The 24,224-nt window shown below is 43.7% G+C and carries 19 protein-coding genes; 10 read left to right on the forward strand and 9 right to left on the reverse strand.

The genetic code is table 11. The features are described 5' to 3' along the window. Window positions 1-538 precede the first annotated feature (538 nt). On the forward strand, window positions 539-1,375 hold the full coding sequence (gene mepA / locus ACED48_RS05545) for a penicillin-insensitive murein endopeptidase (protein ID WP_017056159.1): 837 nt from the start codon (window positions 539-541) through the stop codon (window positions 1,373-1,375). A 273-nt stretch (window positions 1,376-1,648) separates the two neighbouring features. On the opposite strand, the gene ACED48_RS05550 is transcribed toward mepA, so the two are convergent. From ACED48_RS05550 to rdgC, 3 genes are all read right to left on the reverse strand, one after another. Further along, window positions 1,649-1,903, reverse strand: a complete 255-nt coding sequence (locus ACED48_RS05550; protein WP_017056160.1) for a YfhL family 4Fe-4S dicluster ferredoxin — start codon at window positions 1,901-1,903, stop codon at window positions 1,649-1,651. A 20-nt stretch (window positions 1,904-1,923) separates the two neighbouring features. Beyond that, window positions 1,924-3,342 (reverse strand): tRNA 5-hydroxyuridine modification protein YegQ, encoded by a 1,419-nt coding sequence (yegQ, locus tag ACED48_RS05555; RefSeq protein ID WP_017056161.1) that lies wholly within the window; start codon window positions 3,340-3,342, stop codon window positions 1,924-1,926. A 206-nt stretch (window positions 3,343-3,548) separates the two neighbouring features. Further along, window positions 3,549-4,463, reverse strand: coding sequence for a recombination-associated protein RdgC (gene rdgC / locus ACED48_RS05560; RefSeq protein WP_017056163.1), 915 nt, complete (start codon window positions 4,461-4,463; stop codon window positions 3,549-3,551). A gap of 194 nt (window positions 4,464-4,657) precedes the next feature. Between rdgC and phoB the strand changes: the two genes are divergently transcribed. The 3 genes from phoB to ACED48_RS05575 are packed head-to-tail and all read left to right on the forward strand — an operon-like array spanning window position 4,658 to window position 7,651. Then, entirely contained in the window at window positions 4,658-5,347 is a 690-nt protein-coding gene (gene phoB, locus ACED48_RS05565; protein ID WP_004735064.1) for a phosphate regulon transcriptional regulator PhoB, read from the forward strand. Between the two features lie 31 nt (window positions 5,348-5,378). Continuing rightward, window positions 5,379-6,677 carry a phosphate regulon sensor histidine kinase PhoR gene (phoR, locus tag ACED48_RS05570; protein WP_017056164.1) on the forward strand — a complete coding sequence of 433 codons (1,299 nt, stop codon included), beginning with the start codon at window positions 5,379-5,381 and terminating at the stop codon, window positions 6,675-6,677. After that, on the forward strand, window positions 6,674-7,651 hold the full coding sequence (locus tag ACED48_RS05575) for a PstS family phosphate ABC transporter substrate-binding protein (RefSeq protein ID WP_017056165.1): 978 nt from the start codon (window positions 6,674-6,676) through the stop codon (window positions 7,649-7,651). Before phoR ends, ACED48_RS05575 begins: the two co-directional genes overlap by 4 nt. 15 nt (window positions 7,652-7,666) lie before the next feature. On the opposite strand, the gene ppx is transcribed toward ACED48_RS05575, so the two are convergent. Then, window positions 7,667-9,250 carry an exopolyphosphatase gene (ppx, locus tag ACED48_RS05580; RefSeq protein WP_017056166.1) on the reverse strand — a complete coding sequence of 528 codons (1,584 nt, stop codon included), beginning with the start codon at window positions 9,248-9,250 and terminating at the stop codon, window positions 7,667-7,669. Beyond that, the gene (ppk1, locus tag ACED48_RS05585; RefSeq protein WP_017056167.1) at window positions 9,237-11,336 is read right to left on the reverse strand and encodes a polyphosphate kinase 1; all 2,100 of its coding nucleotides are present in this window, start codon (window positions 11,334-11,336) and stop codon (window positions 9,237-9,239) included. Before ppk1 ends, ppx begins: the two co-directional genes overlap by 14 nt. A 202-nt stretch (window positions 11,337-11,538) precedes the next feature. Between ppk1 and ACED48_RS05590 the strand changes: the two genes are divergently transcribed. The 4 genes from ACED48_RS05590 to phoU all read left to right on the forward strand — a co-directional run bounded on the left by ACED48_RS05590 (window position 11,539) and on the right by phoU (window position 17,103). Continuing rightward, window positions 11,539-13,770 carry an ABC transporter permease subunit gene (locus tag ACED48_RS05590; protein ID WP_017056168.1) on the forward strand — a complete coding sequence of 744 codons (2,232 nt, stop codon included), beginning with the start codon at window positions 11,539-11,541 and terminating at the stop codon, window positions 13,768-13,770. Between the two features lie 44 nt (window positions 13,771-13,814). After that, window positions 13,815-15,509 carry a phosphate ABC transporter permease PstA gene (pstA, locus tag ACED48_RS05595; RefSeq protein ID WP_017056169.1) on the forward strand — a complete coding sequence of 565 codons (1,695 nt, stop codon included), beginning with the start codon at window positions 13,815-13,817 and terminating at the stop codon, window positions 15,507-15,509. Window position 15,510: 1 nt separating this feature from the next. Next, on the forward strand, window positions 15,511-16,329 hold the full coding sequence (gene pstB, locus ACED48_RS05600) for a phosphate ABC transporter ATP-binding protein PstB (protein WP_017056170.1): 819 nt from the start codon (window positions 15,511-15,513) through the stop codon (window positions 16,327-16,329). A gap of 75 nt (window positions 16,330-16,404) precedes the next feature. Next, window positions 16,405-17,103 (forward strand): phosphate signaling complex protein PhoU, encoded by a 699-nt coding sequence (phoU, locus tag ACED48_RS05605; RefSeq protein WP_017056171.1) that lies wholly within the window; start codon window positions 16,405-16,407, stop codon window positions 17,101-17,103. 132 nt (window positions 17,104-17,235) lie between these two features. On the opposite strand, the gene ACED48_RS05610 is transcribed toward phoU, so the two are convergent. Both ACED48_RS05610 and ACED48_RS05615 read right to left on the reverse strand, forming a co-directional pair. Continuing rightward, entirely contained in the window at window positions 17,236-17,985 is a 750-nt protein-coding gene (locus ACED48_RS05610) for a copper homeostasis protein CutC (protein ID WP_017056172.1), read from the reverse strand. Window positions 17,986-18,298: 313 nt separating this feature from the next. Continuing rightward, window positions 18,299-18,907, reverse strand: coding sequence for a peroxiredoxin C (locus ACED48_RS05615; protein ID WP_004740353.1), 609 nt, complete (start codon window positions 18,905-18,907; stop codon window positions 18,299-18,301). Window positions 18,908-19,116: 209 nt separating this feature from the next. On the opposite strand from ACED48_RS05615, the gene ACED48_RS05620 reads away from it, so the two are divergent. Further along, entirely contained in the window at window positions 19,117-20,022 is a 906-nt protein-coding gene (locus ACED48_RS05620) for a hydrogen peroxide-inducible genes activator (RefSeq protein ID WP_017056173.1), read from the forward strand. Between the two features lie 102 nt (window positions 20,023-20,124). Here the strand turns inward: ACED48_RS05620 and ACED48_RS05625 are convergent, their stop codons facing one another. Beyond that, window positions 20,125-22,065, reverse strand: a complete 1,941-nt coding sequence (locus ACED48_RS05625) for a methyl-accepting chemotaxis protein (RefSeq protein ID WP_017056174.1) — start codon at window positions 22,063-22,065, stop codon at window positions 20,125-20,127. A gap of 227 nt (window positions 22,066-22,292) precedes the next feature. After that, entirely contained in the window at window positions 22,293-22,736 is a 444-nt protein-coding gene (locus tag ACED48_RS05630) for a CBS domain-containing protein (protein WP_017056175.1), read from the reverse strand. A gap of 334 nt (window positions 22,737-23,070) precedes the next feature. Between ACED48_RS05630 and queA the strand changes: the two genes are divergently transcribed. Beyond that, complete coding sequence (queA, locus tag ACED48_RS05635) at window positions 23,071-24,123, forward strand: tRNA preQ1(34) S-adenosylmethionine ribosyltransferase-isomerase QueA (RefSeq protein ID WP_017056176.1); 1,053 nt, start codon at window positions 23,071-23,073, stop codon at window positions 24,121-24,123. Window positions 24,124-24,224 lie beyond the last annotated feature (101 nt).

Genomic DNA, 24,224 nt, shown 5'->3' on the forward strand with positions numbered 1-24,224 from the left:
AGCAGAGCCGCGGATTCCCCGACTTACCAAAACAGCGCGTGTTGGGAGTTCGAATTTCTCCACCCCTGCTATATTTGAATTTCTCCACCCCCTGCCATATTTAAGGCTCTAGCAGAAATGCTGGAGCCTTTTTACTTTTTGGTGTGAAACATGTCATTAGCAGAGCCGCGGATTCCCCGACTTACCAAAACAGCGCGTGTTGGGAGTTCGAATCTCTCCACCCCTGCCATATTTAAGGCTCTAGCAGAAATGCTGGAGCCTTTTTTCTTTTTGGTGCTGAAACATGTCATTAGTAGAGCCGCGGATTCCCCGACTTACCAAAACAGCGCGTGTTAGGAGTTCGAATCTCTCCACCCCTGCCATATTTAAGGCTCTAGTCGAAAGACTGGAGCCTTTTTTCTTTCCATTGTTTCAAAACTCGTTTCCTTCCATTTTCTCATTATAAAATGCCTTTTTTCGCCAAAAATTACATTCAATACGTATATGTTTTCTGATGACGACTAGTATGAAAAGTAGAATTCATTCATTTGGAATAGTTATGAGGTTACTTTATACATCGGCTCTTATTTTTTATTCGCTTGCCGTATCGGCAACTCCGTGGGAAAAAGAAAAAAGCCCGACAAGAAACTCAACCTCATCAATAGGAAGTTATGCCAATGGTTGCCTCGATGGCGCACAGGCCCTGCCGATTAACGGGGAGGGTTATCAAATTATTCGCCCTCAGCGAGAGCGCTACTATGGCCATACCGAGGCCATTCAGTTTATTGAAAGGCTAGGTGCAATTACAAGCGAGCAACTCAATACCAACTTGTTAGTTGGCGATATTTCACTACCTCGAGGGGGCCGCTTCTCATCGGGTCATTCAAGTCACCAGACTGGGTTGGATATTGATATATGGTTGAGGTTAACCAGTAAGAGGCTTACTGAGAATGAACTTGCTGTCCCTAAACCTGTGAGTGTTGTGGATCTTACTAACTACAAACTGCGTAAATCTAATTGGACCGATGATCACTTTCAAGTTATTCGCTATGCAGCGAAAGATAAAAAAGTGGTGCGTATCTTTGTTCACCCTGTCATTAAACAGGCCCTTTGTGATCAAGATAGCTCTGATGTTAATGATAGATCTTGGTTAGGTAAAATAAGACCTTGGTGGGGGCATCATTCTCACTTCCATGTTCGTTTAAAGTGCCCGGAAGGCAGTTCAAACTGTATAGCTCAAGCAAGCCCTCCTAAAGGTGATGGTTGTGGGTATGAATTAGCAAGCTGGGCTCCGAAAACTGTGCCAGAGCCACACCAAAAAGTAGCGAAAAAGAAGAAAAAAAAGAAAGTTAAAGTGATGCCTAGTCAGTGTTTGGCTTTAATATCAAATCAGTAATCTGAGTTTGGTCGATCATCTAAGCGTTAATGACCCACTCGTATTTTCGTCTAAGATGTAGGGGAAATGTCACTCGATTATTTAGAGTTTATAAATACAGAATAAAACTTGTTACGGATATGAGTCGAGAGTATTTTATTTGATGTCTCTATCTCAGATGAAAATTGACGAGAATAGCTTGAGTATCAGTATGAGAAAGAGGGGGAAAGTATCTCTGAAAAGTGTTGGGTAAGAAAAGGTTCAACTCAATGATTCAGTTGAACCTTTTATCTGTCAGGTTAAGCCTTGAATGATGACAAACTTTTCAAGTAACTCGTCATCAGTTTCAATATGATTTGGGTCAGTGATAATGCATTTGGTAATGGGGCACACTGATTGACATGTTGGCTTTTCATAGTGACCTTTACACTCAGTACATAAATCAGGATCGATCTCAAAGATTCTGTCGCCCATAGTGATTGCACCATTTGGGCATTCTGGGTCACACATATCGCAGTTGATGCACTTGTCAGTTATTAGTAGAGCCATCTATCTTTCCAAAATAAACGTTATTTACCTGATGCGTTACGCGTATCTTGGCCTTTGTTCAAGTTGCGCATTAACAAACCGTACTGTAGGTCTAAATCTGTTGGTACAGGAATAAATACAAAGTGACCGTTGCCTTTCGCATCGTCTACAGCTTCAGATTTACGATTTTCCATGACTTCTAATTTGAAGACAACGTTACCTTTCGGTGTCATCATCTCTAAGCTATCGCCTAATAGGAACTTGTTCTTCACTTCTACTTCAGCTAGGTCACCACGGCGCTTGCCCGTGAACTCACCAACAAACTGTTGAGTATCAGAGATAGAGTAACCGTACTCGTAGTTTTGGTATGTGTCGTGTGTATGACGGCGTAGGAAGCCCTCAGTGTAGCCACGGTGAGCTAGGCTCTCTAGCGTACCCATTAGGCTTTCATCAAATGGTTTGCCTGCTACAGCATCGTCGATAGCTTTACGGTAAACCTGTGCTGTACGTGCACAGTAGTAGAAAGACTTAGTACGACCTTCGATTTTAAGAGAGTGAACACCCATCTTCGTTAGTCGCTCAACGTGTTGGATTGCACGAAGGTCTTTTGAGTTCATGATGTAAGTACCATGCTCATCTTCAAACGCTGCCATTTTTTCTTCTGGCTTGTGTGATTCAGAAAGCAGAACCACTTCGTCTGTTGGTTTACCAAGACCTAGTGTGTTGTCTGGACGCTCATCTTGAACTTCAATGTCTTGCGTTTCTACTTCTTGAATAGCAACACCAGTAGGGTTTGCTTCAACGATCTGACCGTTTTCGTCTTCTTTCGCAGCTTCTGTCTTGTATTCCCAACGACAAGCGTTAGTGCAAGTACCTTGGTTTGGATCGCGTTTGTTCATGTAACCAGAAAGTAGACAACGGCCTGAGTAAGCCATGCAAAGTGCACCGTGAACAAAGATCTCTAGTTCTGTTTCTGGGCAGTGTTCGCGAATCTCTTCGATCTCTTCAAGCGATAGCTCACGAGATAGGATTACACGCTCAACGCCTTGAGTTGACCAGAACTTAACGGTCGCCCAGTTTACTGCGTTTGCTTGAACAGAAAGATGGATTGGCATTTCAGGGAATGCTTCACGAACCATCATGATAAGACCAGGATCTGACATGATAAGCGCGTCAGGGCCCATATCTACAACTGGTTTAAGGTCGCGAATGAATGTTTTTAACTTAGAGTTGTGCGGCTGAATGTTACATACAACATATAACTTTTTGCCTTGAGCATGAGCTTCATCGATACCGATTTGTAGGTTTTCGTGATTGAACTCGTTGTTACGAACGCGAAGGCTGTAACGTGGCTGGCCTGCGTATACAGCATCTGCGCCGTAAGCGAATGCGTAACGCATGTTTTTGAGGCTTCCTGCCGGTGATAATAGTTCCGGTACAAATGGTTTTTGTGTCGTCATTGCTTCGTTCTCTAGTCTGATCTCAAGTCAGGTTGATACCACCAAGTGATATCAAAGGGGCGCAAATTTTACGCTAAAATGAGTTGGGTTGATAGCCCTAAAGATAACAATGGTATTAAGAAGAGCGCGGAGCTGGAGGAAATGCTACAAGGTAGCTGGGAATTAAGCTCAGGTGCTGTTGACACCTGGGCTTCAAATTACATCAGTTAAGCGTTAGGTTGAGTTAACCCGCCTAATGATTCAAATAGGTTTGGTAGGAAAACACTGAATTCACCACATAGCAGTGAGAAGTCTGCATCAAAGCGCGCTGCTTGATCTTCGCGAGGAATATCGTCGTTCTCATCTTTTAGTTCATCACTGAATTTCAGGCGCTTGATGCTGCCATCTTCAGCAAGAATGAACTCAATGCGATCTTGCCAGTTGATCAGAAGCTTAGTTACCACTTTATTGGCTTCGATGTGGTTTTTAATCTCATCAGCTTCTAGTTCTTGTTTCTTAACTCGAACGATACCGCCGTCTTCTTGGATTGATTTAAGCTCTGCTTCATCGAGCATAGTGATACCTTGAGGCGTATCACCAGATTTCACCCACTCTGTCAGAGTCGTTTCAATCGCTTGCTCTAGAGTAGCAGGCACTACTGGCAAGCTACCCATTGTTTTACGTAGTAATGCTAGTACGTCTTCTGCTTTTTTGTAGCTGCTTGCATCAACCACAATGAAACCTTCTTTTGGCATGATCAGCGCGTATGTAAAATTACTGCGGCTGAATGCACGAGGAAGCAGATCAATGATGATGTCTTCTTTTAGGCTGTCTTTCTCTTTCTTTTTAAGAGGTGTTCCCGATTCTGCCTCAAGCGTTTCTACTTTTGCGTTCAGTGACTCTTTGATCACAGAAGCAGGTAGCATTTTCTCTTCTTTCTTTGCACAGATTAGAATGCGGTTTTCTGAGACGTGCGTCATCATATCGCCATGTTTGCCCATTGCGTGTACCCAACCAAATTTCTGTTTGTCTTGGCTACCACAAGGAGTAAAGCGGAATTCTTCAAGTTGTTTCTCTAGCTGATCTGCGTTGAAATCAATATCACGGTTGAAGCGATAGACTAGGCAATTTTTAAACCACATAAATATTTCTCATACCTTTTTAGAAGTGCCTCATGATATGAGATCTAATTCGATTTGTCCTTAGCTCTGTATCAAAACTTACAAAGTGAAATGTTTGAGACAGTTATATGAAAATTTGTTTTCAAAGGTCACAAAAGTGTCATAATTAACTCAGATAATGCAATGCGTTGATTACTTATAAAGGCTATTCAATTATGTCGAGAAGGATTCTGGTCGTTGAAGATGAAGCACCAATTCGTGAGATGTTGTGTTTCGTGCTTGAACAAAAAGGCTACCAAGCAGTAGAGGCTGAAGATTATGATACAGCGGTAAACAAGCTATGTGAACCTTTCCCAGATCTAGTGTTACTAGATTGGATGCTACCTGGTGGTAGCGGGATAAACTTTATCAAGCATATGAAGCGTGAAGAGTTAACTCGCAACATCCCTGTGGTGATGCTGACAGCTCGTGGTGAAGAAGAAGATAAAGTTCGTGGCTTAGAAGTTGGCGCTGACGATTACATTACCAAACCATTTTCACCAAAAGAGTTAGTCGCTCGCCTGAAAGCGGTTATTCGCCGTGTAACACCTACAGCATTGGAAGATGTGATTGATGTACAAGGTCTTAAACTAGACCCAGTCTCGCATCGCGTTACAGCAAGCGAAGGTCCCGTAGATATGGGACCGACAGAATTTAAAATGTTGCACTTCTTTATGACGCACCAAGAGCGTGTATACAGCCGAGAGCAGCTACTTAACAACGTTTGGGGTACGAATGTTTACGTTGAAGACCGCACCGTTGATGTGCATATTCGACGCCTACGTAAAGCGCTTGAATCGGCAGGTCACGATAAGCTAATTCAAACGGTTCGCGGCGCGGGTTACCGTTTTTCTACAAAAGCTTAATGTTGCTTCGCTGCAGTCTACGGAGTCCTGAATGGTTGAAAAGTTAACCTGGAAAAAGCTGGTTTGGGAGCTGGTTTTTTTTTACGCACCATGGGTTTTTGTCGGATGGATATTCGGTTATTTACCTTGGTTACTGCTGGCTGCTACGGTATTGCAGCTCGGCTGGCATCTACACAATCAAATGCGTTTGTCTGCATGGTTGTGGGATGAGAAGCGTCTAACACCACCTTCAGGCTCAGGAAACTGGGAATCTCTGTTTAACGGTATTTACCGTATGCAACAGAGACAGCGTCGTAAAAGAAAAGAGCTGACCAACCTGATCCGCCGTTTTAGAAACGGTGCTGAATCTTTACCCGATGCCGTTGTGGTGTTTCGCGGTGAAGGGAATATTGTTTGGTGTAACAAGCTTGCTCAATATTTGTTGGGCTTTCGTTGGCCGGACGATTCTGGGCAACCGATCTCGAATCTGATTCGTACGCCAGACTTTATTAAATATCTGAACAAGCAAGATTTCTCTGAGCCATTAGAGATGCCTTCACCTCTGAACGTGGAGCGTATGCTTGAGTTACGTATTGTGCCTTATACCGAGGGTGAACACCTGATGGTAGTGCGTGATGTGACTCAACTAAAACAGCTAGAAGGCATGCGTCGTAACTTCTTTGCTAACGTTTCTCACGAATTGCGCACTCCAATGACCGTACTTCAAGGCTATCTTGAAATGACGGAAGATCCAGACATGATCGTCGGCCCGATGTGGACCAAGGCGCATGGTGTGATGACTGAGCAATTGAATCGCATGAACAGTTTGGTGAACCAACTACTTACTCTTTCAAAAATAGAAGCGGCGCCAATGCACGAGCTAGACGAAGTAGTCAATGTACCGGCGATGCTCGAAGTTCTTGAAAAAGAAGCCGCGAGCTTAAGTGGTGACTGTGGGCACAAACTTGAGTTTGATATCGATACGAGTTTACGAGTATTAGCCGATGAAGACCAGTTGAGAAGTGCGATATCGAATCTGGTTTACAACGCGGTGAAATACACACCACCAGGTGCTACGGTTAGGGTTCGTTGGTATCAAACAAGCCAAGGCGCGTGTTTGGATGTGTCAGACACTGGAGATGGTATTGAACCTCAGCACTTACATAGACTGACAGAACGCTTTTATCGGGTCGATAAGGCGCGCTCACGTGATACTGGCGGCAGTGGTTTAGGGCTCGCTATCGTTAAGCATGCGCTGAGTCATCATGATTCCCATTTAGAAATTCAAAGTGAAGTGGGGGTTGGTAGTCGCTTCCATTTCACGTTGCCAAATAGATTAACCGTGTCATGAGTTGTTTAATACGCAGGGTGCGTTTCTCAGTTAGTTTGTTGTTAGCATTTGCTTTGGTTCACACTGTTTATGCGGAACAGAGCGTCAAACCTCTTCCCGATTATTCCAAGGTGCCAGGTATTTCGGGGAGTTTGCTGTCGGTAGGTTCAGATACCTTAGCGGGAATGACAACGTTGTGGGTTGAAGAGTTCAAATCTTACTACCCGAACGTGAATGCTCAGGTCCAAGCTTCTGGCTCGGCGACGGCCCCTCCAGCTTTAACAGAGGGTACAGCTCACCTTGGACCAATGAGTCGTCCGATGCGCTTACGAGAAATTGAAGCGTTTGAAAGAGAGCATGGCTATAAGCCTACCGCGCTCAGAGTCGCTATCGATGCTATTGGCGTGTTCGTACACAAAGATAACCCGGTCAAAGGGCTCAACTTCCGTCAGATAGATGGCATTTTCTCGGAGACTTTACGCTGCGGTGGTGTTAGGAATATCGAAAATTGGCGAGAGTTAGGTATTAAACAACCTTGGGCAAAGCATCGCTTCCAACTGTTTGGGCGAAACTCGGTGTCTGGTACTTATGGTTACTTTAAGCAGAATGCTTTGTGCGGTGGTGATTTCAAGAATCGAGTCAATGAGCAGCCGGGTTCAGCTTCTGTTGTTCAATCTGTTGCTTTGTCGATCAGCGGCATTGGATACACAGGCATTGGCTATCGTGTTGCGGGGGTGAGACAGATTCCTGTGGTTAAGACGGGTGATCAATATGTACACGCAACAAGAGAAAACATCCTAAGTGGCGCTTATCCGCTTTCGCGCTTCTTGTATGTTTATGTGAATAAACACCCAAACAAGCCGCTTTCTCCGGTCGAGCAAGAGTTCTTAACCTTTATCTTTTCTAAACAAGGTCAAGAGTTGGTGGAAAAAGACGGCTACGTTTCTATTCCTCACGAATACGCCAAACAAGAACTCGCAAAAGTAGGGCTTTGATCTCCCGATTGGCAATTACGCTTTTTGATTATCATCGAAGCTTAGTTGCCATTCAGCATTACTCCAAAGTTCCTGTTCTGCGAGTAAGTCCGCCGCCAATAGTTTATTTTCCTCAAGCCAATCACCATCGGCACCACATATCTTCCAATGATCTTTCTCGATGACCTCAATGCGTGTTTTTAGGCGTGGAGAGTCGTTACGTTGACCATTGAGAATGATGGATAGACGTAATATGCGAATTAAGCTGATCAAGTGCTTACCCTTAAACAAATTCAGTTCAGGCATGTCTTGAAGCTTAAGGGCTTTGCGCTGGAAGCGAGCTAATATCGACATGACCATTTGTTGCTCGCTGTTAAAGCCTGGCATATTGGTATGCTCAAGAAGATACGCAGAGTGCTTATGGAAGCCTGAGAAGCTGATACTCAGTCCGACCTCGTGTAATAGAGCACTCCATTCGAGGAGTTCAAAAAGCTGACTTTTTTTCTTAATGCACAGTTCATCGCAGAGCTGATGTAAGAACTCGCTGGCTTGCTCTTTTACGCGAGTCGCGTGGTCGAAATCAACGGAGTGTTTGGTCGCGAGGTTCTCAGTGGTTCGCATGCGAATGTCCGAACGCTGAAAACGATCTTCCATCTCATACAGCAAGCCTTCACGAAGCGCACCGTCTGAAAAGTGCATCTCTTTGACTGAAAGAGCCATGAATATCGCAGTGAGAATAGCTACTCCGCCAGCAAAGACGGGTTGGCGCTCTTCAGCCAATCCTTTGAGTTTTATCTCTTCAATACTGTCGTTTTCACACAACACATCAATTAAATGGCCTAATCGTTTTTCAGTGATAATGGCATCTTCATAGCCCATTCCAACTAAGGCTTCTTTGATTGCTTTGATGGTGCCTGAAGAGCCAAGAGCCGCATCCCAGCCTTTCTTTTTATATTTAGCGGCAAGAGGTTCTAGGCGTTGTTGGGCTGCAATAATAGCCTTGGAGAAGTTCTTACGAGAGAGTTTTCCATTCGAAAAGTATCGTTGAGTGAAGCTTACGCAGCCCATCTGTTTGCTGTTGACGAGCTTCGCTTCAAACCCTTGACCGATAATCAACTCAGTACTGCCGCCGCCAATATCAATGACTAACTTGGAGTCTGACTCTGGTTGTGTGTGGGCTACGCCTAAATAGATTAGTCGTGCCTCTTCTTCCCCGGGAATCACCTCGATAGGAAATGGGAGTACCTCTCGCGCACGTTGGATAAATATATGGGCGTTGTTTGCTTGGCGAAGCGTGTGAGTAGCCGCAATGCGCACATTCTCGATTTCAAAGCCTTGTAGACGCTCGGCAAACATAGCAAGACACTCTAAACCACGTTCGATGGTTGCATTGCTTAGGTTTGATTGGTCATCGAGGCCAGAACCAAGCCGGACTCTTTGCTTATGTCGGCTGACTAGTTGTAACTCTTGTCCAATAACTTTCGCTACAACCATGTGGAAGCTATTTGAGCCTAAATCGATGGCAGCGACATGTTTGGTTGTTGATGCCACGGCCTCAAGTGGGGTGGTATTTTTAGAGTCTTCAGGCGTATTGGCCTTGATGTTTTTAGCTTGGCTCATCGTGAGATTGTTGTTCCCTAGCTTTTCGAGTCTGTTTCTCTACCTGCTTGAGGTAATCATAGATGGCGACTTGTGAGCGGCGTTTTTTACGGTTACCACGAGGGACGTAAGCGTTGCTCATCTCTTTGTCTATCCACCTTGCTTTAACTGTATCGGTAAAATGAATATTTACAATGTCGATGATGCGTTGTTTCAAACGTTCATCACGGATTGGCGCTGCGACTTCAATGCGGTGGTCGATGTTTCGTGTCATCCAATCCGCCGATGAGATGAACACCTTAGGGTCGCCATCGTTATGTGTAATCAAAACGCGTGGGTGCTCTAGGAATCGGTCGATGATACTGATGATTTCAATGTTTTCGCTGATGCCTTCTACTCCCGGAACAAGTGAGCACATACCTCGTATGATCATACGAATTTTGACTCCGGCATTGCTTGCACCATAAAGTTTGTTGATCAGCCCTTTGTCGACTAAGTTGTTCACCTTCAATGTTATTTCTGCTTTCTTGCCGGACTTGGCATTAGCAGTTTCTGTATCGATAAGACGGTAAAGATTTTTACGTGAATTACGTGGCGACACAATTAAGTGGTCAAATCTTACAGGGCGGTAAGGGTTCTCTATATACCCAAAGACATTACGCACCTCGTTAGTTAGCTCTTGATCGGCGGTGAGCAGCGAGAAGTCTGTGTAAATTCTTGCTGTCTTTTCGTGGAAGTTACCCGTACCGATATGCGCGTAATAAGTGATTTCTTCACCTTCTCGGCGGCTTATAAGAAGTAACTTAGAGTGGATCTTCAAACCTGTAGCACCAAAGATTACGTGAACGCCAGCGTCGGTTAGAATTTTTGACCATTCGATATTGGCTTCCTCATCGAATCGAGCTTGAAGTTCAACCACCACAGTTACGTTTTTCCCATTGTGAACCGCATCAATCAACGAGTTCATTAACTGAGAGTTTTTCGCTACACGATAGATGTTGATCTTGATGCCGATGACTTTTGGATCAAATGAAGCCTGACGAACTAACTCTGCTATGTGATCAAAGGTATGGTATGGATAGTTTAACAAGATATCTTGATTCTTGATGGCATCAAAACTGTTATCAAACCCATCAAAGTCGGCGCATGACATAGGGGGTAACGGCTTGTTTTCTAAGTATTCACGACCAACATTCGGGAAACCAATGAAATCTTTAAAATTATGGTAACGACCACCAGGAATCAGGTTGTCGTAGTTAGAGATCCCTAATTTACCACACAAGAAATCCAGCATATTTTTCGGCATTGTGTGTTCGTAAACAAAACGCACAGGCATTGCACTGAGCCTTTGAGCGACACCTTCCGACATCTGTTCTAGCAAACTATGTTCGACTTCATGACTAAGATCGTATTCGGCATCACGTGTCATTTTCATCGCGTGACAGTTGAGTTGATCGTATTCAAAAAAGCCTTTAAATAGGTCATCAATGCAGTATCGGATGATGTTATCAAGTAAGATGATCGTCTTGCGGCGCTTTCCTTTCTGCTCTGGAACCATGACAAAGCGCGGAAGGTGATCGGTCGGTATCTCTATGACGGCGTATTTGGATTGCTGCTCTTTTTGAAGTTCGACGGTCAGGTAGGCATATTCATCTTTTAAGAATTGAAGCACATTAATCTCGTCGGTCATCAAAAGGGGAGTAATGTGTGGAAGTACTTCTTTCTTAAAGTATTTTCTTATCCATTTCTTTTGAGGATCATTCAATTGCGTCTCGTTGACCAAGAAAATCCGTCGCCTTGCCATTTCTAGAATAAGCTCATTGTAGAGTTCATCAAAACGTTGGTTCAGCTTAAACGCTTTGGTTTGCATCTTGGTAAGCAAATGCTTTGAGTTATCGTGGATCCCACGTTCTTGGTTGATCAAAATACGACGTTTAACGTCAGAGAATCGAACTTTGTAAAACTCGTCTAGGTTATTAGAAAAGATCCCAAGAAATCGCACTCTTTCGATAAGAGGCACCGTTTTGTCCGCTGATTCTTGTAAAACTCTCTCGTTAAAGGAGAGCCAACTGAGTTCTTTTTCTATATAGAGCTTTTCAGCGTTCATAATCCATCCTAGACATCTTAAAGAGTGTGAGATTACTCAAATTGTAAAAATGAGCAGAGTATGCTGTTTTTGTTACGGTATTATTTCACTCTACAGTTTCAGCAAAACTTACTATTATTTTCAGTTGTTTAATGTGAGTTGTAATATAATTGTCATGTAAACGAAATATTATGATATTAGCTCAAAAAAGGTAGATAGACAGATGACCGCAGCCGAAATTTCATTGAAAAAACGAGATAAAAAAAGATGGTTGAAAGACCGTCTTATGCGTTTTGCAGTGACGTTAGGTGGTGTGAGCGTATTGGCGGCACTGGTTCTTATCTTTATTTACCTAGCGATGGTTATTCTTCCTATCTTTGCTGACTCAAGTTTAGAGACAGATCAAAAAGTCCAACCTGTGATAGTACAAGATCCGATTGCAATGACGATTGATGAATACGGTCAACATGCTTTAGTGATCGATCGCGATGGTTCGGTAGATTATTGGACTCTTGATAATACTCAATCGACTCCATACTTCTCAGCGTCAATTATTGAAGACTCGGTTGCGTTTGCTCGAAGCGCGCCCTCAGACAATTGGTTCGCCTTTGCTAACCGCCAAGGCCAAGTGCAGTTGTTTCAGCCTAAGTTCTTAAAGCCTCTTGCCGTAAGAAAAGGTCAAGCCGATAGCCCTCGTATCAACTACCTTCAACTCAAAGGTAAACCGTTTGAATTTTTAGATGACATCGCTTTGAGTAGTGGCTTGAGCGTTGAAAAGCTAACATTTGCGACCGACAATAGTCTTCTGACGCTGGTGGCTCAGCTATCCAATAACCGCATTCTAATAAAATGGTACCAAGCGTCATTGACTGGTGAGTATTCAGAGGTTAACTCCCAATGGTTATCTAAAGGGTTTGGTCAGCAAGACCAGCTTTTAATGACGCCTAACGGGCACACTCTATATCTTCGCAACGCCTCTGATCTTACGATTCTAACCACTGAAGCGAACGAGTTCTCGGTTAGGGAAGTGATCGACTTAAGTTTAGGTGATGAGCTGCATTCCGTTAAGAGTATTGACTTGTTGTCCGGTGCTTATTCTCTGCTCGTGAGTCATTTTGATGGGCGAGTTTCTCAATGGTTTGATGTATTAAGCAATGAGAAACGTAGCTTGACTCATATTCGAGACTTTAAGTTACCTTCAGAGGTACAGTTCTTATTACCTGATACTTATCGCAAAGGCTTTTACAGTTTCTATCAGAATGGCACGATTCAAAGCCACTATACGACAAGTGAAAAGTTATCTCTGTTTGAGAAAGCTTATAAGAAGTCGCCACAACTCGCGGCCATGTCTGCAAATGAAATTCACCTCGCGACACTGAGTGATGGTGTTATTAATCTTGCTTTAGTCGATAACCCATACCCAGAGATATCTTTTTCATCGTTATGGCAAAAGGTTTGGTACGAGAGCTACCCAGAGCCTCAATACGTGTGGCAATCCACTTCGGCAAATGATGATTTTGAAGGGAAATTCAGCTTAGTTCCTCTGACTTTTGGCACACTTAAGGCCGCACTGTTTGCGATGATATTCGCGGTACCCATTGCGGTACTTGGCGCTATCTACACCGCTTACTTTATGACTCCAAAGATGCGTCGAGTGGTAAAACCTTCGATTGAATTAATGGAAGCGCTACCGACGGTCATTATCGGGTTTGTAGCGGGTTTGTGGTTTGCTCCTATCGTGGAAACGCATTTAACTGCTATTGTCTCACTGTTGTTGGTGTTACCTCTTAGCACGTTGGTTGTTGGTTTAATTTGGTACTGCTTACCACACGATTGGGTGAGCCGTTTTCCTAATGGCTGGCATGCATTGATTCTGGTTCCTGTGTTGATTGTGACTACTGTGATCGTGCTTAACTTGGGTGGGAAAATTGAATCGTTGTTGTTTGCTGGTGATATCAAGCTCTTTTTAAACCACCATGGGATCGATTTTGACCAACGTAACGCTCTTGTGATTGGATTCGCGATGGGCTTCGCTGTTATCCCAACCATTTTCACTATCGCAGAAGACGCTATTTTCTCGGTGCCTAAGCACTTGTCGGATGGTTCTTTAGCGTTAGGTGCTACGCCTTGGCAAACTCTAATATATGTTGTTCTGCTTACTGCAAGTCCCGGAATTTTCTCTGCAATCATGATGGGGTTGGGTAGATCGGTTGGTGAGACCATGATCGTGCTGATGGCGACCGGTAATACGCCTATCATGGATTGGAATATTCTTGAGGGGATGCGAACGCTATCTGCGACGATTGCTGTTGAGCTTCCTGAATCAGAGGTTGGTAGTCCTCACTTTAGATTGTTGTTCCTAGCTGCGTTACTTCTATTCTTATTTACCTTCGCCGTGAACTCGATTGCGGAATGGGTAAGACAAAGGCTGCGAGATAAATACCGTGCTTTATAATTTTTATCAGAATCGTCAATCGCAACCAGTAAGAGAGCTTCTTCATGTTTAAGTGGATTAAATCGGGATCTCCTTGGATATGGTTAACTGGTGGTGCCGTTAGTATTAGTATGCTTTCGGTACTTGGCCTGATCTTATTTATTGGCTGGAAAGGGTTAACCTATTTCTGGCCTGCGCCCCTGTACCAATGGCAAGTGAATGAAACAGAAAGCCTTGCAAATGTGCCATTTCAGCATCAAGAGATGACAAAGAACCGTTTAATCGGTCAACTCTATGATCGTAAATACATTCCGGTTGAACAACTGTCGAATGTGCAAGATAAGAAGTTGCCGCAAGAGATTATTGATAAAGGGGTCGTTCGACGTCTTAGTATCAAAATTGCTAACCGCGAACTGTACCCTGCGGATTTCGTATCTATTCTTGAGGTGAACCTTAAAGAACCAACCACACCAGAAGAGTGGGCTGTGATCGAGCGTAGCCGCGGTGGGTACTTCTTCGGAAAGCCGGTTGGCTTTAGGAGTGCTGACGGTGTTCTAACCGATGATATCGAGAAAGAACTGGATGAAGGCTTAACTCACGCCGACACGTTGCGTGATGAAATTAAAAAGATCGTTAACCAAACGGTCCGCACAACAAGTTGGGCGTTAGAGCAATTACGTTTAGAAAAGCGTAAAAGAGAGCTCAATGACAACCTGTCAGATACAGAGCGACAAGAGCTGGAGTCTAAACGTTTGGCTTTAAGGAGTGAACTCGCCTCGGGAGAATATCAACTCGACTCTTTAAGACAGCAGCTCAACCTTGATACTCTGATTGTTGAAGATATGACGGGCAAAGTCGTTGAGATTCCGCTGAGTGAGATCTTAGACTTTTGGTTCCCAAATCAGATGACCTACCCAGAGAAAGTGCTGCATTGGTGTGAGCAGGTCTGGAAATTCTTATCTGAAAAACCTAGAGAGTCCAACTCTGAAGGGGGGGTGTTCCCTGCGATTTTCGGTACGGTACTTTTAGTGCTGATCATGTCGATTGTCGTTATGCCACTTGGTGTCATTGCCGCGATTTATCTAAATGAATACGCAAAAAACAATGCGCTAACTCGTTTGATTCGTATTGCGGTTATTAACTTAGCGGGTGTGCCATCCATCGTTTATGGTGTATTTGGTTTAGGCTTTTTTGTTTACACCATTGGTGGTTCTATAGATTCGTTGTTCTACGCGGAGCGTTTACCTGCGCCGACATTTGGTACGCCAGGCTTGTTGTGGTCGGCATTGACTCTGGCTGTGTTAACATTGCCTGTCGTGATTGTGACCGCCGAGGAAGGGTTAACGCGAATCCCGAGTTCTGTGAGGCATGGTTCTTTAGCTTTGGGGGCAACCCCATCTGAAACCTTGTGGCGTATCGTTTTACCGATGGCGAGCCCTGCGATTATTACCGGGCTTATTCTGGCTGTAGCACGTGCTGCGGGAGAAGTAGCGCCATTAATGCTAGTGGGAGTAGTGAAATTAGCGTCGAGTTTACCTGTCGATGCGCAGTTCCCGTATGTTCACCTCGACAGAAAATTTATGCATTTGGGCTTTCACATTTATGATGTGGGTTTTCAAACCTCAAACATAGAAGCGGCAAGACCACTGGTTTATGCGACATCATTTTTGTTGGTTACTGTGATTGTTGGGTTGAACCTGACCGCGATTAATATTCGAAATAACTTGCGTGAAAAGTACCGAACCTTAGGACAAGATTAAGATGTTCTCAATTAATGAAACCTTGGGCTATCAAGCGCCTTTAGATGTGCACAACCTAACTGAAGAGCAAACAGCCATCTCGATTGAAGGGCTGAACCTATACTATAAAGAAGCGCAGGCACTTGATGATATCTCGATGACAATACCTAAAGGGCAGGTGACGGCGTTTATCGGTCCTTCGGGTTGTGGAAAGTCGACACTGCTTCGCTGTATTAACCGAATGAACGATCTTGTTGAAGGCTGTAAAGTCTCCGGCAAAGTGAAGTTGTACGGAAACAATGTTTATCATCCTAAGGTTGATGTAGCAACCTTAAGACGTCGTGTTGGCATGGTATTTCAACGCCCGAATCCTTTCCCTAAATCCATCTATGAGAATGTGGTTTATGGGTTGAGGCTGCAAGGTCTGAGTAATAGTCGTGATCTTGATGATGCGGTTGAGCGTTCATTGCGTGCAGCGGCATTATGGGATGAAGTAAAAGATCGTTTGCATGAGAATGCCTTCGGTTTGTCTGGTGGCCAACAGCAACGCTTGGTTATTGCTCGAGCGGTTGCGATAGAACCGGAAGTACTTTTGTTAGATGAGCCAACATCGGCCTTGGATCCAATTTCTACTTTGACTATTGAAGAGTTAATCAACGAGCTAAAAACACAATATACCGTGGTAATTGTGACTCATAATATGCAACAGGCTGCTCGTGTTAGCGACCATACTGCCTTTATTCATATGGGGAAATTGATCGAGTACTCAGATACGGACTCAATATTTACGTCACCATTGAAAAATCAAACAGAAGACTACATTACAGGTAGGTACGGCTAACTGTTGAGTCGATGCCACCTAGAGCTAAACCACTCTATATAAACGGTTTGATTTATTTCTTTGTAAGGAGCTGATATGCATTTCGGTCGCCACATTTCAGGGCAATTTAACGTCGAATTAGAGTCGATCCGTACTCACGTACTCACCATGGGTGGGCTAGTGGAGCAGCAACTTTCATTTGCAATGCAAGCGCTTCACAGAGATGACGTTGAACTGGCTAAGAAAGTGATTCGTGACGATCATAAAGTGAATGCGATGGAAGTGTCTATCGATGAGGCATGCACGCGTATTATTGCCAAGCGCCAGCCCACCGCAAAAGACCTTCGTTTGATTATGGCGATCATCAAAACGATTACTGATTTGGAAAGAATTGGTGATGTAGCTTCTAAAATAGCGCAAGGTGCGATAGAGGCCCCCTCGGCCAAAGACCAGAAGTTTCATGTTTCTTTAGAGCCTCTTTGTCGTCAAGCGATAACTATGCTCCATCAGGTATTGGATGCATTTGCACGTATGGATGTTGATGCCGCGGCTGAAGTACATAAGCTTGATGATAAGCTAGACGCTGAATACGAAGCTGTAATTCGTCAGCTAATGACTTACATGATGGAAGAGCCGCAGAATATACCTATTATCTTACAGGTTATGTGGTCAGCTCGTGCTATTGAACGAGTGGGCGACCGTTGCCAAAATATTTGCGAATATATTATCTATTTTGTTAAGGGCAAAGATGTTCGCCATCTAGGTGAACAAAGCCTAGATGACGTACTAAAATAAATTGAACTCATCTCTTTGAAAGGTGATTGCCAAACGACTTAAACCAACAGTTGGCAGTGACCGTAATGAGCCTAATATATGTCATGAGTGAGATTCGGTAATTTGGTACTCTTCGGTTTATGTTAATGGTTATTACTCTTTAATAGTTAAAGCGAACCTCACATCAAATACCTTACTGGCATCAGTGACAGGAATCTGGTAATCATCAATGTCATCACTCCCCATTTGAGCGGACGATCCGTTTTCCATTAGGCTAGCTCTTGTGGATTTCCCTGAAAGGTGAAGAGCAGGTACTTGGGTGGCGCATTGAATCATTTTAGCATTCGCAGCGTTAACGCCAGCCCCTGCCATGATATCAATTCGTCCGTCGGCTTGTTTGACCATTGCTGCCAATACATCGATGCCTTGCTCGGCATTAACAGCAAGTCCTGATGTCAGGACTCTTTCGCATCCAAGTGAAATGATCTGCTCTAATGCTGCTTGGAAATCAGAGCTTTGATCGATGGCTCTATGGAAGGTTATCCCAAGCTTTAACGAGTGCGCTTTTTCAGCCAGTTGTTGCATTTTTGGCATATCAATACTTCCGTTAGGCGCTAACACACCAAGTACGACCCCATCCAACCCTGCACTTGCACAAGCTTCAATATCTTCAAGCATACAGTTCATATCGTCGTTATCGAAAATAAAGTCGCCTTGTCTAGGTCTTATTATAGCGTAGACCGGAACGGACGAAATTATTGCCGCTTGCTTCATCATTCCGAAGCTTGGAGTTAATCCGCCAAGAGCCAATGAAGAGCAAAGCTCAATACGATTAGCTCCGCCTGCTAGGGCATTGTATAGGGACTCTAAGTTATCGATACAGACTTCAATTTCGGTGTTCATCGTGTTTATCCGTTCAAAAAGATACTGATGAAATAATAGCAATCTAGGTGTGATTCTGAATAGATGGGGATAAGGGAAAATAGAGGTAAAGTTTAGGTTTATCGCTACCTCAATTATCTATTACAAGAGGCAGTCTAGGGTGGCGCGAGGAGGGGAAAACAAAAAGCCCGAAGCGTTAACTTCGGGCTTTTAATAGGACTTTACTTCTTAACTGATTGGCGGTGCGCTTTGCGCTATTAGCTTATGCTTTATGTCTCTTTGTAGAGAGTCTTCCAACCATTAACCCGCGTTGAGTTCGGGCTTAAGAATGTAATTACTTGCTTAGGTCGTCAGCGTGCTCAGATAGGAATGCTGCAACACCTTTTGGAGATGCGTCCATACCTGATTTACCTTCTTCCCATTGTGCTGGACAAACTTCACCGTTCTTCTCGTGGAAGTTTAGTGCGTCTACCATGCGTAGCATTTCGTCGATGTTACGACCTAGCGGAAGATCGTTAACTACTTGGTGACGTACAAGACCGTCAGCATCGATTAGGAAAGAACCACGGAAAGCAACACCGGCTTCTGGGTGCTCAACATCGTATGCTTTGCAGATTTCGTGCTTAACGTCAGCAACTAGAGGGTATTTAACTTGACCGATACCGCCGTCAGCGATAGCAGTGTTACGCCATGCGTTGTGAGAGAATTGTGAATCGATAGAAACACCGATTACTTCAACGCCTTTAGCTTGGAAATCTTCTAGACGGTTGTCGAAAGCGATTAGCTCTGAAGGACAAACGAAAGTGAAGTCTAGTGGGTAGAAGAAAACTACCGCTTTCTTACCTTTAGTGAATTCTGCGAAGTTGAAGTTATCAACGATCTCACCGTTACCTAGAACAGCTGCTGCAGTAAAGTCAGGGGCTTGACGACCTACTAGTACCATTTGGAATCTCCTAAAAAATTAGTTGGCCCAACACATCTTTGTTTGGGCTCCGTTTCTACGGGACAAACTATAGTACAATATGTACTATAGAAAAAAGCGAATTAAATAGATTAAGTTAATCGAAAAAAACGATGAGCTTATTCTTTGCCCAGTCCTTAGGTCTGATGACCTTTATCTAATTTATCCTACTCATATTACAAAGTAATTTCATGAATAAATGGCCAAGTCTTAAGCAACTTCACTATCTGGTTACGCTTCACGAAACTCGTCACTTTAGCGACGCAGCGGATCGCTGTTTCGTTAGTCAATCTACATTAAGTAAAGGCATTCAAAATTTAGAGGAGCTGATTGGTTGCCCTCTCTATGAGAAGAAAGATAAAAAGAGCCCATTAGTTTTTACTCAAGCGGGTGAGCTGGTGGTGAAGCATGGTCGAGAGCTATTGGCGAAAGGGCAAGACTTAGTCGAGCTTGGTAGTTTGTGCAATGGTGATACGATGCAAGGTCAGCTGCGGCTGGGGTGTATCCCTACTATTGCCCCGTTCCTATTATGCGATTTGGTACAAGAAGCTAATCAACGCTTCCCACAGTTGAACTTGCTGTTACGTGAAGACACGACGACTAACTTATTGGCGGCACTGCGTCATGGTGAGTTAGATGTGTTGATTCTGGCTCTGCCTGTCGATATCGACAACATGGAGAGCAAAGTGGTTGGGCAAGATCCTTTTAGAATGGTGATCAGTCGTAATCAAGCTGATGGGATTCGTGTTCCTATTAAATATGATGATCTGCCAGACGAATCTGTTTTCTTGTTGGAGAATGAACACTGTTTAACAGAGCATGCAGTGTCGGCCTGTAAGTTAACAGACAAAGAGAAGATAAACCCGTTCACCGCCACAAGCCTCCACACATTGGTGCAAATGGTGGCAAATGGTTTAGGAACCACCTTTATTCCGCAGATGGCTATCGATCACGGTTTGCTTGAGAATCAGAATCTCGTGGTTATTGATCCTCCAGGTCAGAAGGCTTACCGCGATATTGGCCTAGTTTGGCGACCAAGCTCATCACGTCGTGAAACCTTCCACCAATTAGCCGATGTGGTGTCTGAGTTGTTGTAGACAATATTGAAGCATCAAGCCTAATTTTGAGCGGCGAGTTAAGCCGCTCTTTTTGTGACTTCATTCGATAAGAAAAACGCCACAATAGTGGCGTTTATAACGTTATATTTTGAAAAAGCTCAGTAAGTCTTTTTGTTTCACAGCTAATGAAGACAGCTCTTCACTTGCTTGTTTGCTTTGCTCGATTCCAGAGACATTTTGGTGGACAATATCAAAGGTTAAAGAAACATTTTGTGAAATGTCCTGCGTGACCCCAGACTGTTCTTCTGATGCTGTTGCGACTTGTGTATTCATATCTGAAATAAGGTCGACAGACTCTGTTATTGATGCAAATGCCGTTCTGAGCTGTTCACTGTAATGACGAGACTCTACGGCTAGCGATAGGTTAGATTGCATGAATTGATTGGCATCTTTCGCTTGTGCTTGAAGTCGAGATATTATTTCTTGAATGTCGATAGTTGACTGTTGTGTTTTAGCGGCCAGAGAACGAACCTCATCAGCAACCACAGCAAAACCTCTTCCTTGCTCGCCAGCTCGAGCCGCTTCAATGGCTGCGTTGAGCGCTAGCAAGTTAGTTTGCTCCGATATGGCGTTGATCACTTCAATAACAGTGCCGATCTCCACTGAGTACTCTTGCAGTTGATTGACGATGTTTGATGTCTCTTCGATCGAGTCTTCAACCTTGCGAGAAATATCATCGGATCTATCGAGTGAAACGCCCCCCTCTTTTACATTGGAAGTTGCGCCGGTTGCTGCATTCTCAGCGCTAGCCGCATTTTGACTAACCTCATTTGCAGTACTGGAGAGCTCATTGATAGCGGTTGCTATCTGTTCCATTTGACTCAGTTCTTGTTTAGCATTTCCTTCGGTCTGACTCATCACTGCGGCTAGCTCAACTGAGGCTGCTGAAACGTTGTCTGAAATTTGGTGGAAACCATCAATGATTCGGCGCAGTTCTTGGCGCATCGCTAAAGTGTTAGCGTATATACCGGTTTCTTTACCTGTAATTGGAATCTGCTTAGAAAGATCGCCAGAAGCAACCTCAGCAACAATGGATTGGATATCACTCGGCTCTCCTCCTACTACCTTCCAAACACTACGGTAAATTGAAATGGCAATACTTAGGGAAACCGCTACAACAATAATAGAAAGAATGCCGAGAACCCACTGAGCACTAGAAAATCGCTCGACCATACTAGGCCCGACAGAATCTTGTTTTGCTTGCGTCGATAGTTTGATTTCTTCAATGGTTTTAGCCGCATTGATACCAGCAAGATCAAGAGTCTCTGTAATGATGCTGTTGCGCTCGTTTATTGTGTTAGTGACCTTCGAAAATGTGGAACGATAAGTTTTTGAAGCATTAGTAAAGTCGTTTAGGTGGCCGATTTGCTCCATCGACATTAACTGCGATTCGATAGTTTTTGCTATTAATGCTGCAGAGGACAACTCTTTTTCAGCACGCTGAGCATCTTCTGTTTTATTGCTGGCCAAAAACTTAGAAGCGTACAATCTTGATAGTAAGACATGCTGTTGAAGTTCCCCTGAACTTGCGGCAACCTCTAAATCTTCTTCGACTGAAGCCTGGAGCATTAAGTTCGTTACTGCTTTTCGCATATCGATACCTGAGGGTGCTAAAGTTTCTTGAACTAGATTGTTTTCCGTATTGACCAATTGAACAACTTTGCTAAAGCCGTGGCTGTATTGCTCAAGCTGCTTCTTTATCATTAGAAATTCACTTTTGTTCAGGTTGTCAAAGCGAGAGTCTAGTAGGTTATCGATCAATTGATTTGATACTGTGATACGTCTACGCAATTCAGATATATGTGAAGGAATAGGGTTCTTAATATATTTAAGTGCAGACAAACGAGCCTCCAGTATGTTGGCTTGGATTCGCCCTGTAGAGACACTGGTCAATGCAAGGGAACGGTAGCTATTAAACCCATTACTTGATTGATAAAAGCGTAATGAAGCAACGATTGAAATAACCAAAATTAGCGTGAGAATCACACCAAAACCCAAGGACAGCAATTTCTTTAAACTCATAAATACATTTCCTAGTGAAGCAGCTTTTTTATTCTTAATAATTCGGCATTATTCTAATGATAAACATATTAATAAATAGTGCTGTTTCACTATATTTTGCATCTAAGAATGATGTGCAAAGTAGGTTGTTGATATTATTATTTTTTTAAGAGGGAGGGGGGATCTAGATATGTGAAGAGCCTTAGATAAAAAAGGCTCTAGAGGTTATAGCGAATAAAATAAGTGGATTAATTTTCGACTTCTTCTGGCTCCGCATCTTCTTGTAGTTCTAGTAGGTTGATCGCTATCGTGACGAAGTCGCTGTCTGTAATAATACCCACTAATTCATAATTTTCTACGACAGGCAAGCAGCCCACTTTGTGTTTCTGCATATAGATAGCTGACTCTTTTAATCCTGCACGCGGTTCTACCGACATAACGCTTTTGTGCATAATGTCATTGAGGGGAGTGGCAAGAGTAAAAGATTGAGCTTGTGGGATATTTTGTAGGCTGGATTCTTGAGCGGCGAGAACGTCTCGTTGGGTAACAACACCAAGTAGCTTTCTGTCAGCATCAACGACTGGGATATGGCGGATATCAAGCGCTTCCATCATGTGTTTAGCATCGGCCAGTGAGTGTGAGCGCAATAGAGTATGAGGGTTGCGAGTCATCATATCTTCAACCTTGATCATACGAACCTCCTTCTTTTTTATTTGTTGCTATTACTATAGTTTTTTATCCAAAAAATAACTGAGATCTGACGCATTCTTGGGTGAGTTTTATGCAACTAATTCTTTAGTTTGAGGTGGTGAATCAGTAGCATTATTTTACGCCTCTTTACAATAATCCAGTGCTGTAAACCTTGCTATTGCGGCTCGTGTGCCTATACTAGCCCACTGCGAAATTTTTAGTCGTGTTTGTGATGTGTTTCTGGTAACGATTGACTTACCGTAACGATTGATCTGCAACCATGACTTATTATTCGTCAACAGCACAAATCTCATCAACTAAGACAAGACTACAAACATGCAAGTTTCAGATTTTCACTTTGACCTACCAGATGAACTCATTGCTCGCTACCCTCAAGAGGAGCGCACAGCAAGCCGCCTGCTTAAATTAGATGGCAACAGCGGTAACCTAGCTGATGGTTCGTTTAAAGACGTTTTAGACTTGGTTGAGCCAGGCGATCTTGTTGTTTTTAATAACACTCGCGTGATTCCTGCTCGTGTATTCGGTCGCAAGGCCTCAGGCGGTAAGCTTGAAGTGCTAGTGGAGCGTATGCTCGATGAGAAAAGCATTCTTGCGCATGTTCGTTGCTCTAAATCACCGAAGCCGGGCACTAAGTTGTTCCTTGGTGAGAACGATGAGTATGAAGCTGAAATGGTAGCGCGTCATGATGCGTTGTTTGAAATCCATTTCACATCCGATCAAAGCGTTCTAGAGATTCTTAACAATGTTGGTCACATGCCACTGCCTCCTTACATCGATCGTCCTGATGAAGATGCAGATAAAGAGCGCTACCAGACTGTCTATAATGAAAAGCCGGGTGCGGTTGCAGCGCCAACAGCAGGTCTTCACTTTGATGATAAGCTAATGGCTGGCATGAAAGAAAAGGGTGTTGAGTTTGCTTACGTGACGCTTCACGTTGGAGCTGGCACATTCCAGCCCGTAAAAGTGGACAACATCAATGATCACCACATGCATGCTGAGTACGTTGAAGTGCCGCAAGAAGTGGTGGATGCCGTAGCTGCTGCAAAAGCGCGTGGCGGGCGTATTATTGCGGTTGGCACAACATCGGTTCGTTCACTAGAAAGTGCAGCGCAAGATGCACGTAATAAAGGCACAGAGTTAGTTCCTTTCTTTGGTGACACAGAAATCTTTATCTTCCCAGGTTACGAATACCAGTTGGTGGATTGCTTGATTACTAATTTCCACCTACCAGAATCAACACTGATTATGTTGGTGAGTGCGTTTGCTGGTTACGACAATGTGATGGGCGCATACGACCACGCCGTGAAGAGCGAATATCGTTTCTTCAGCTACGGCGATGCGATGTTCATCAATAAGAAAACGAGCTAATTTAAGCTGGTTTAAGCGATACAAAAATTTACGGGTGCTAGCAGTAAGCTAGGAGTCGGGCAGGGTGTCTGTCTAATCTCTCGCAAGGAATACGCGACCGC

The sequence above is a fragment of the Vibrio sp. 5S239 genome (assembly GCF_041439575.1).
Classification (GTDB): Bacteria; Pseudomonadota; Gammaproteobacteria; order Enterobacterales; family Vibrionaceae; genus Vibrio; species Vibrio kanaloae.

Excerpts from the sequence above, each read along its gene's own strand:
- ACED48_RS05575 (WP_017056165.1), top strand. The coding sequence starts at position 6,674 with ATGAGTTGTTTAATACGCAGGGTGCGTTTCTCAGTTAGTTTGTTGTTA.
- ACED48_RS05625 (WP_017056174.1), bottom strand. The coding sequence starts at position 22,065 with ATGAGTTTAAAGAAATTGCTGTCCTTGGGTTTTGGTGTGATTCTCACG.
- phoR (WP_017056164.1), top strand. The coding sequence starts at position 5,379 with ATGGTTGAAAAGTTAACCTGGAAAAAGCTGGTTTGGGAGCTGGTTTTT.
- ACED48_RS05610 (WP_017056172.1), bottom strand. The coding sequence starts at position 17,985 with ATGAACACCGAAATTGAAGTCTGTATCGATAACTTAGAGTCCCTATAC.
- phoU (WP_017056171.1), top strand. The coding sequence starts at position 16,405 with ATGCATTTCGGTCGCCACATTTCAGGGCAATTTAACGTCGAATTAGAG.
- ACED48_RS05590 (WP_017056168.1), top strand. The coding sequence starts at position 11,539 with ATGACCGCAGCCGAAATTTCATTGAAAAAACGAGATAAAAAAAGATGG.
- yegQ (WP_017056161.1), bottom strand. The coding sequence starts at position 3,342 with ATGACGACACAAAAACCATTTGTACCGGAACTATTATCACCGGCAGGA.
- ACED48_RS05620 (WP_017056173.1), top strand. The coding sequence starts at position 19,117 with ATGAATAAATGGCCAAGTCTTAAGCAACTTCACTATCTGGTTACGCTT.
- queA (WP_017056176.1), top strand. The coding sequence starts at position 23,071 with ATGCAAGTTTCAGATTTTCACTTTGACCTACCAGATGAACTCATTGCT.
- rdgC (WP_017056163.1), bottom strand. The coding sequence starts at position 4,463 with ATGTGGTTTAAAAATTGCCTAGTCTATCGCTTCAACCGTGATATTGAT.
- mepA (WP_017056159.1), top strand. The coding sequence starts at position 539 with ATGAGGTTACTTTATACATCGGCTCTTATTTTTTATTCGCTTGCCGTA.
- pstB (WP_017056170.1), top strand. The coding sequence starts at position 15,511 with ATGTTCTCAATTAATGAAACCTTGGGCTATCAAGCGCCTTTAGATGTG.
- ppk1 (WP_017056167.1), bottom strand. The coding sequence starts at position 11,336 with ATGAACGCTGAAAAGCTCTATATAGAAAAAGAACTCAGTTGGCTCTCC.
- ACED48_RS05630 (WP_017056175.1), bottom strand. The coding sequence starts at position 22,736 with ATGATCAAGGTTGAAGATATGATGACTCGCAACCCTCATACTCTATTG.
- ACED48_RS05550 (WP_017056160.1), bottom strand. The coding sequence starts at position 1,903 with ATGGCTCTACTAATAACTGACAAGTGCATCAACTGCGATATGTGTGAC.
- phoB (WP_004735064.1), top strand. The coding sequence starts at position 4,658 with ATGTCGAGAAGGATTCTGGTCGTTGAAGATGAAGCACCAATTCGTGAG.
- ppx (WP_017056166.1), bottom strand. The coding sequence starts at position 9,250 with ATGAGCCAAGCTAAAAACATCAAGGCCAATACGCCTGAAGACTCTAAA.
- pstA (WP_017056169.1), top strand. The coding sequence starts at position 13,815 with ATGTTTAAGTGGATTAAATCGGGATCTCCTTGGATATGGTTAACTGGT.
- ACED48_RS05615 (WP_004740353.1), bottom strand. The coding sequence starts at position 18,907 with ATGGTACTAGTAGGTCGTCAAGCCCCTGACTTTACTGCAGCAGCTGTT.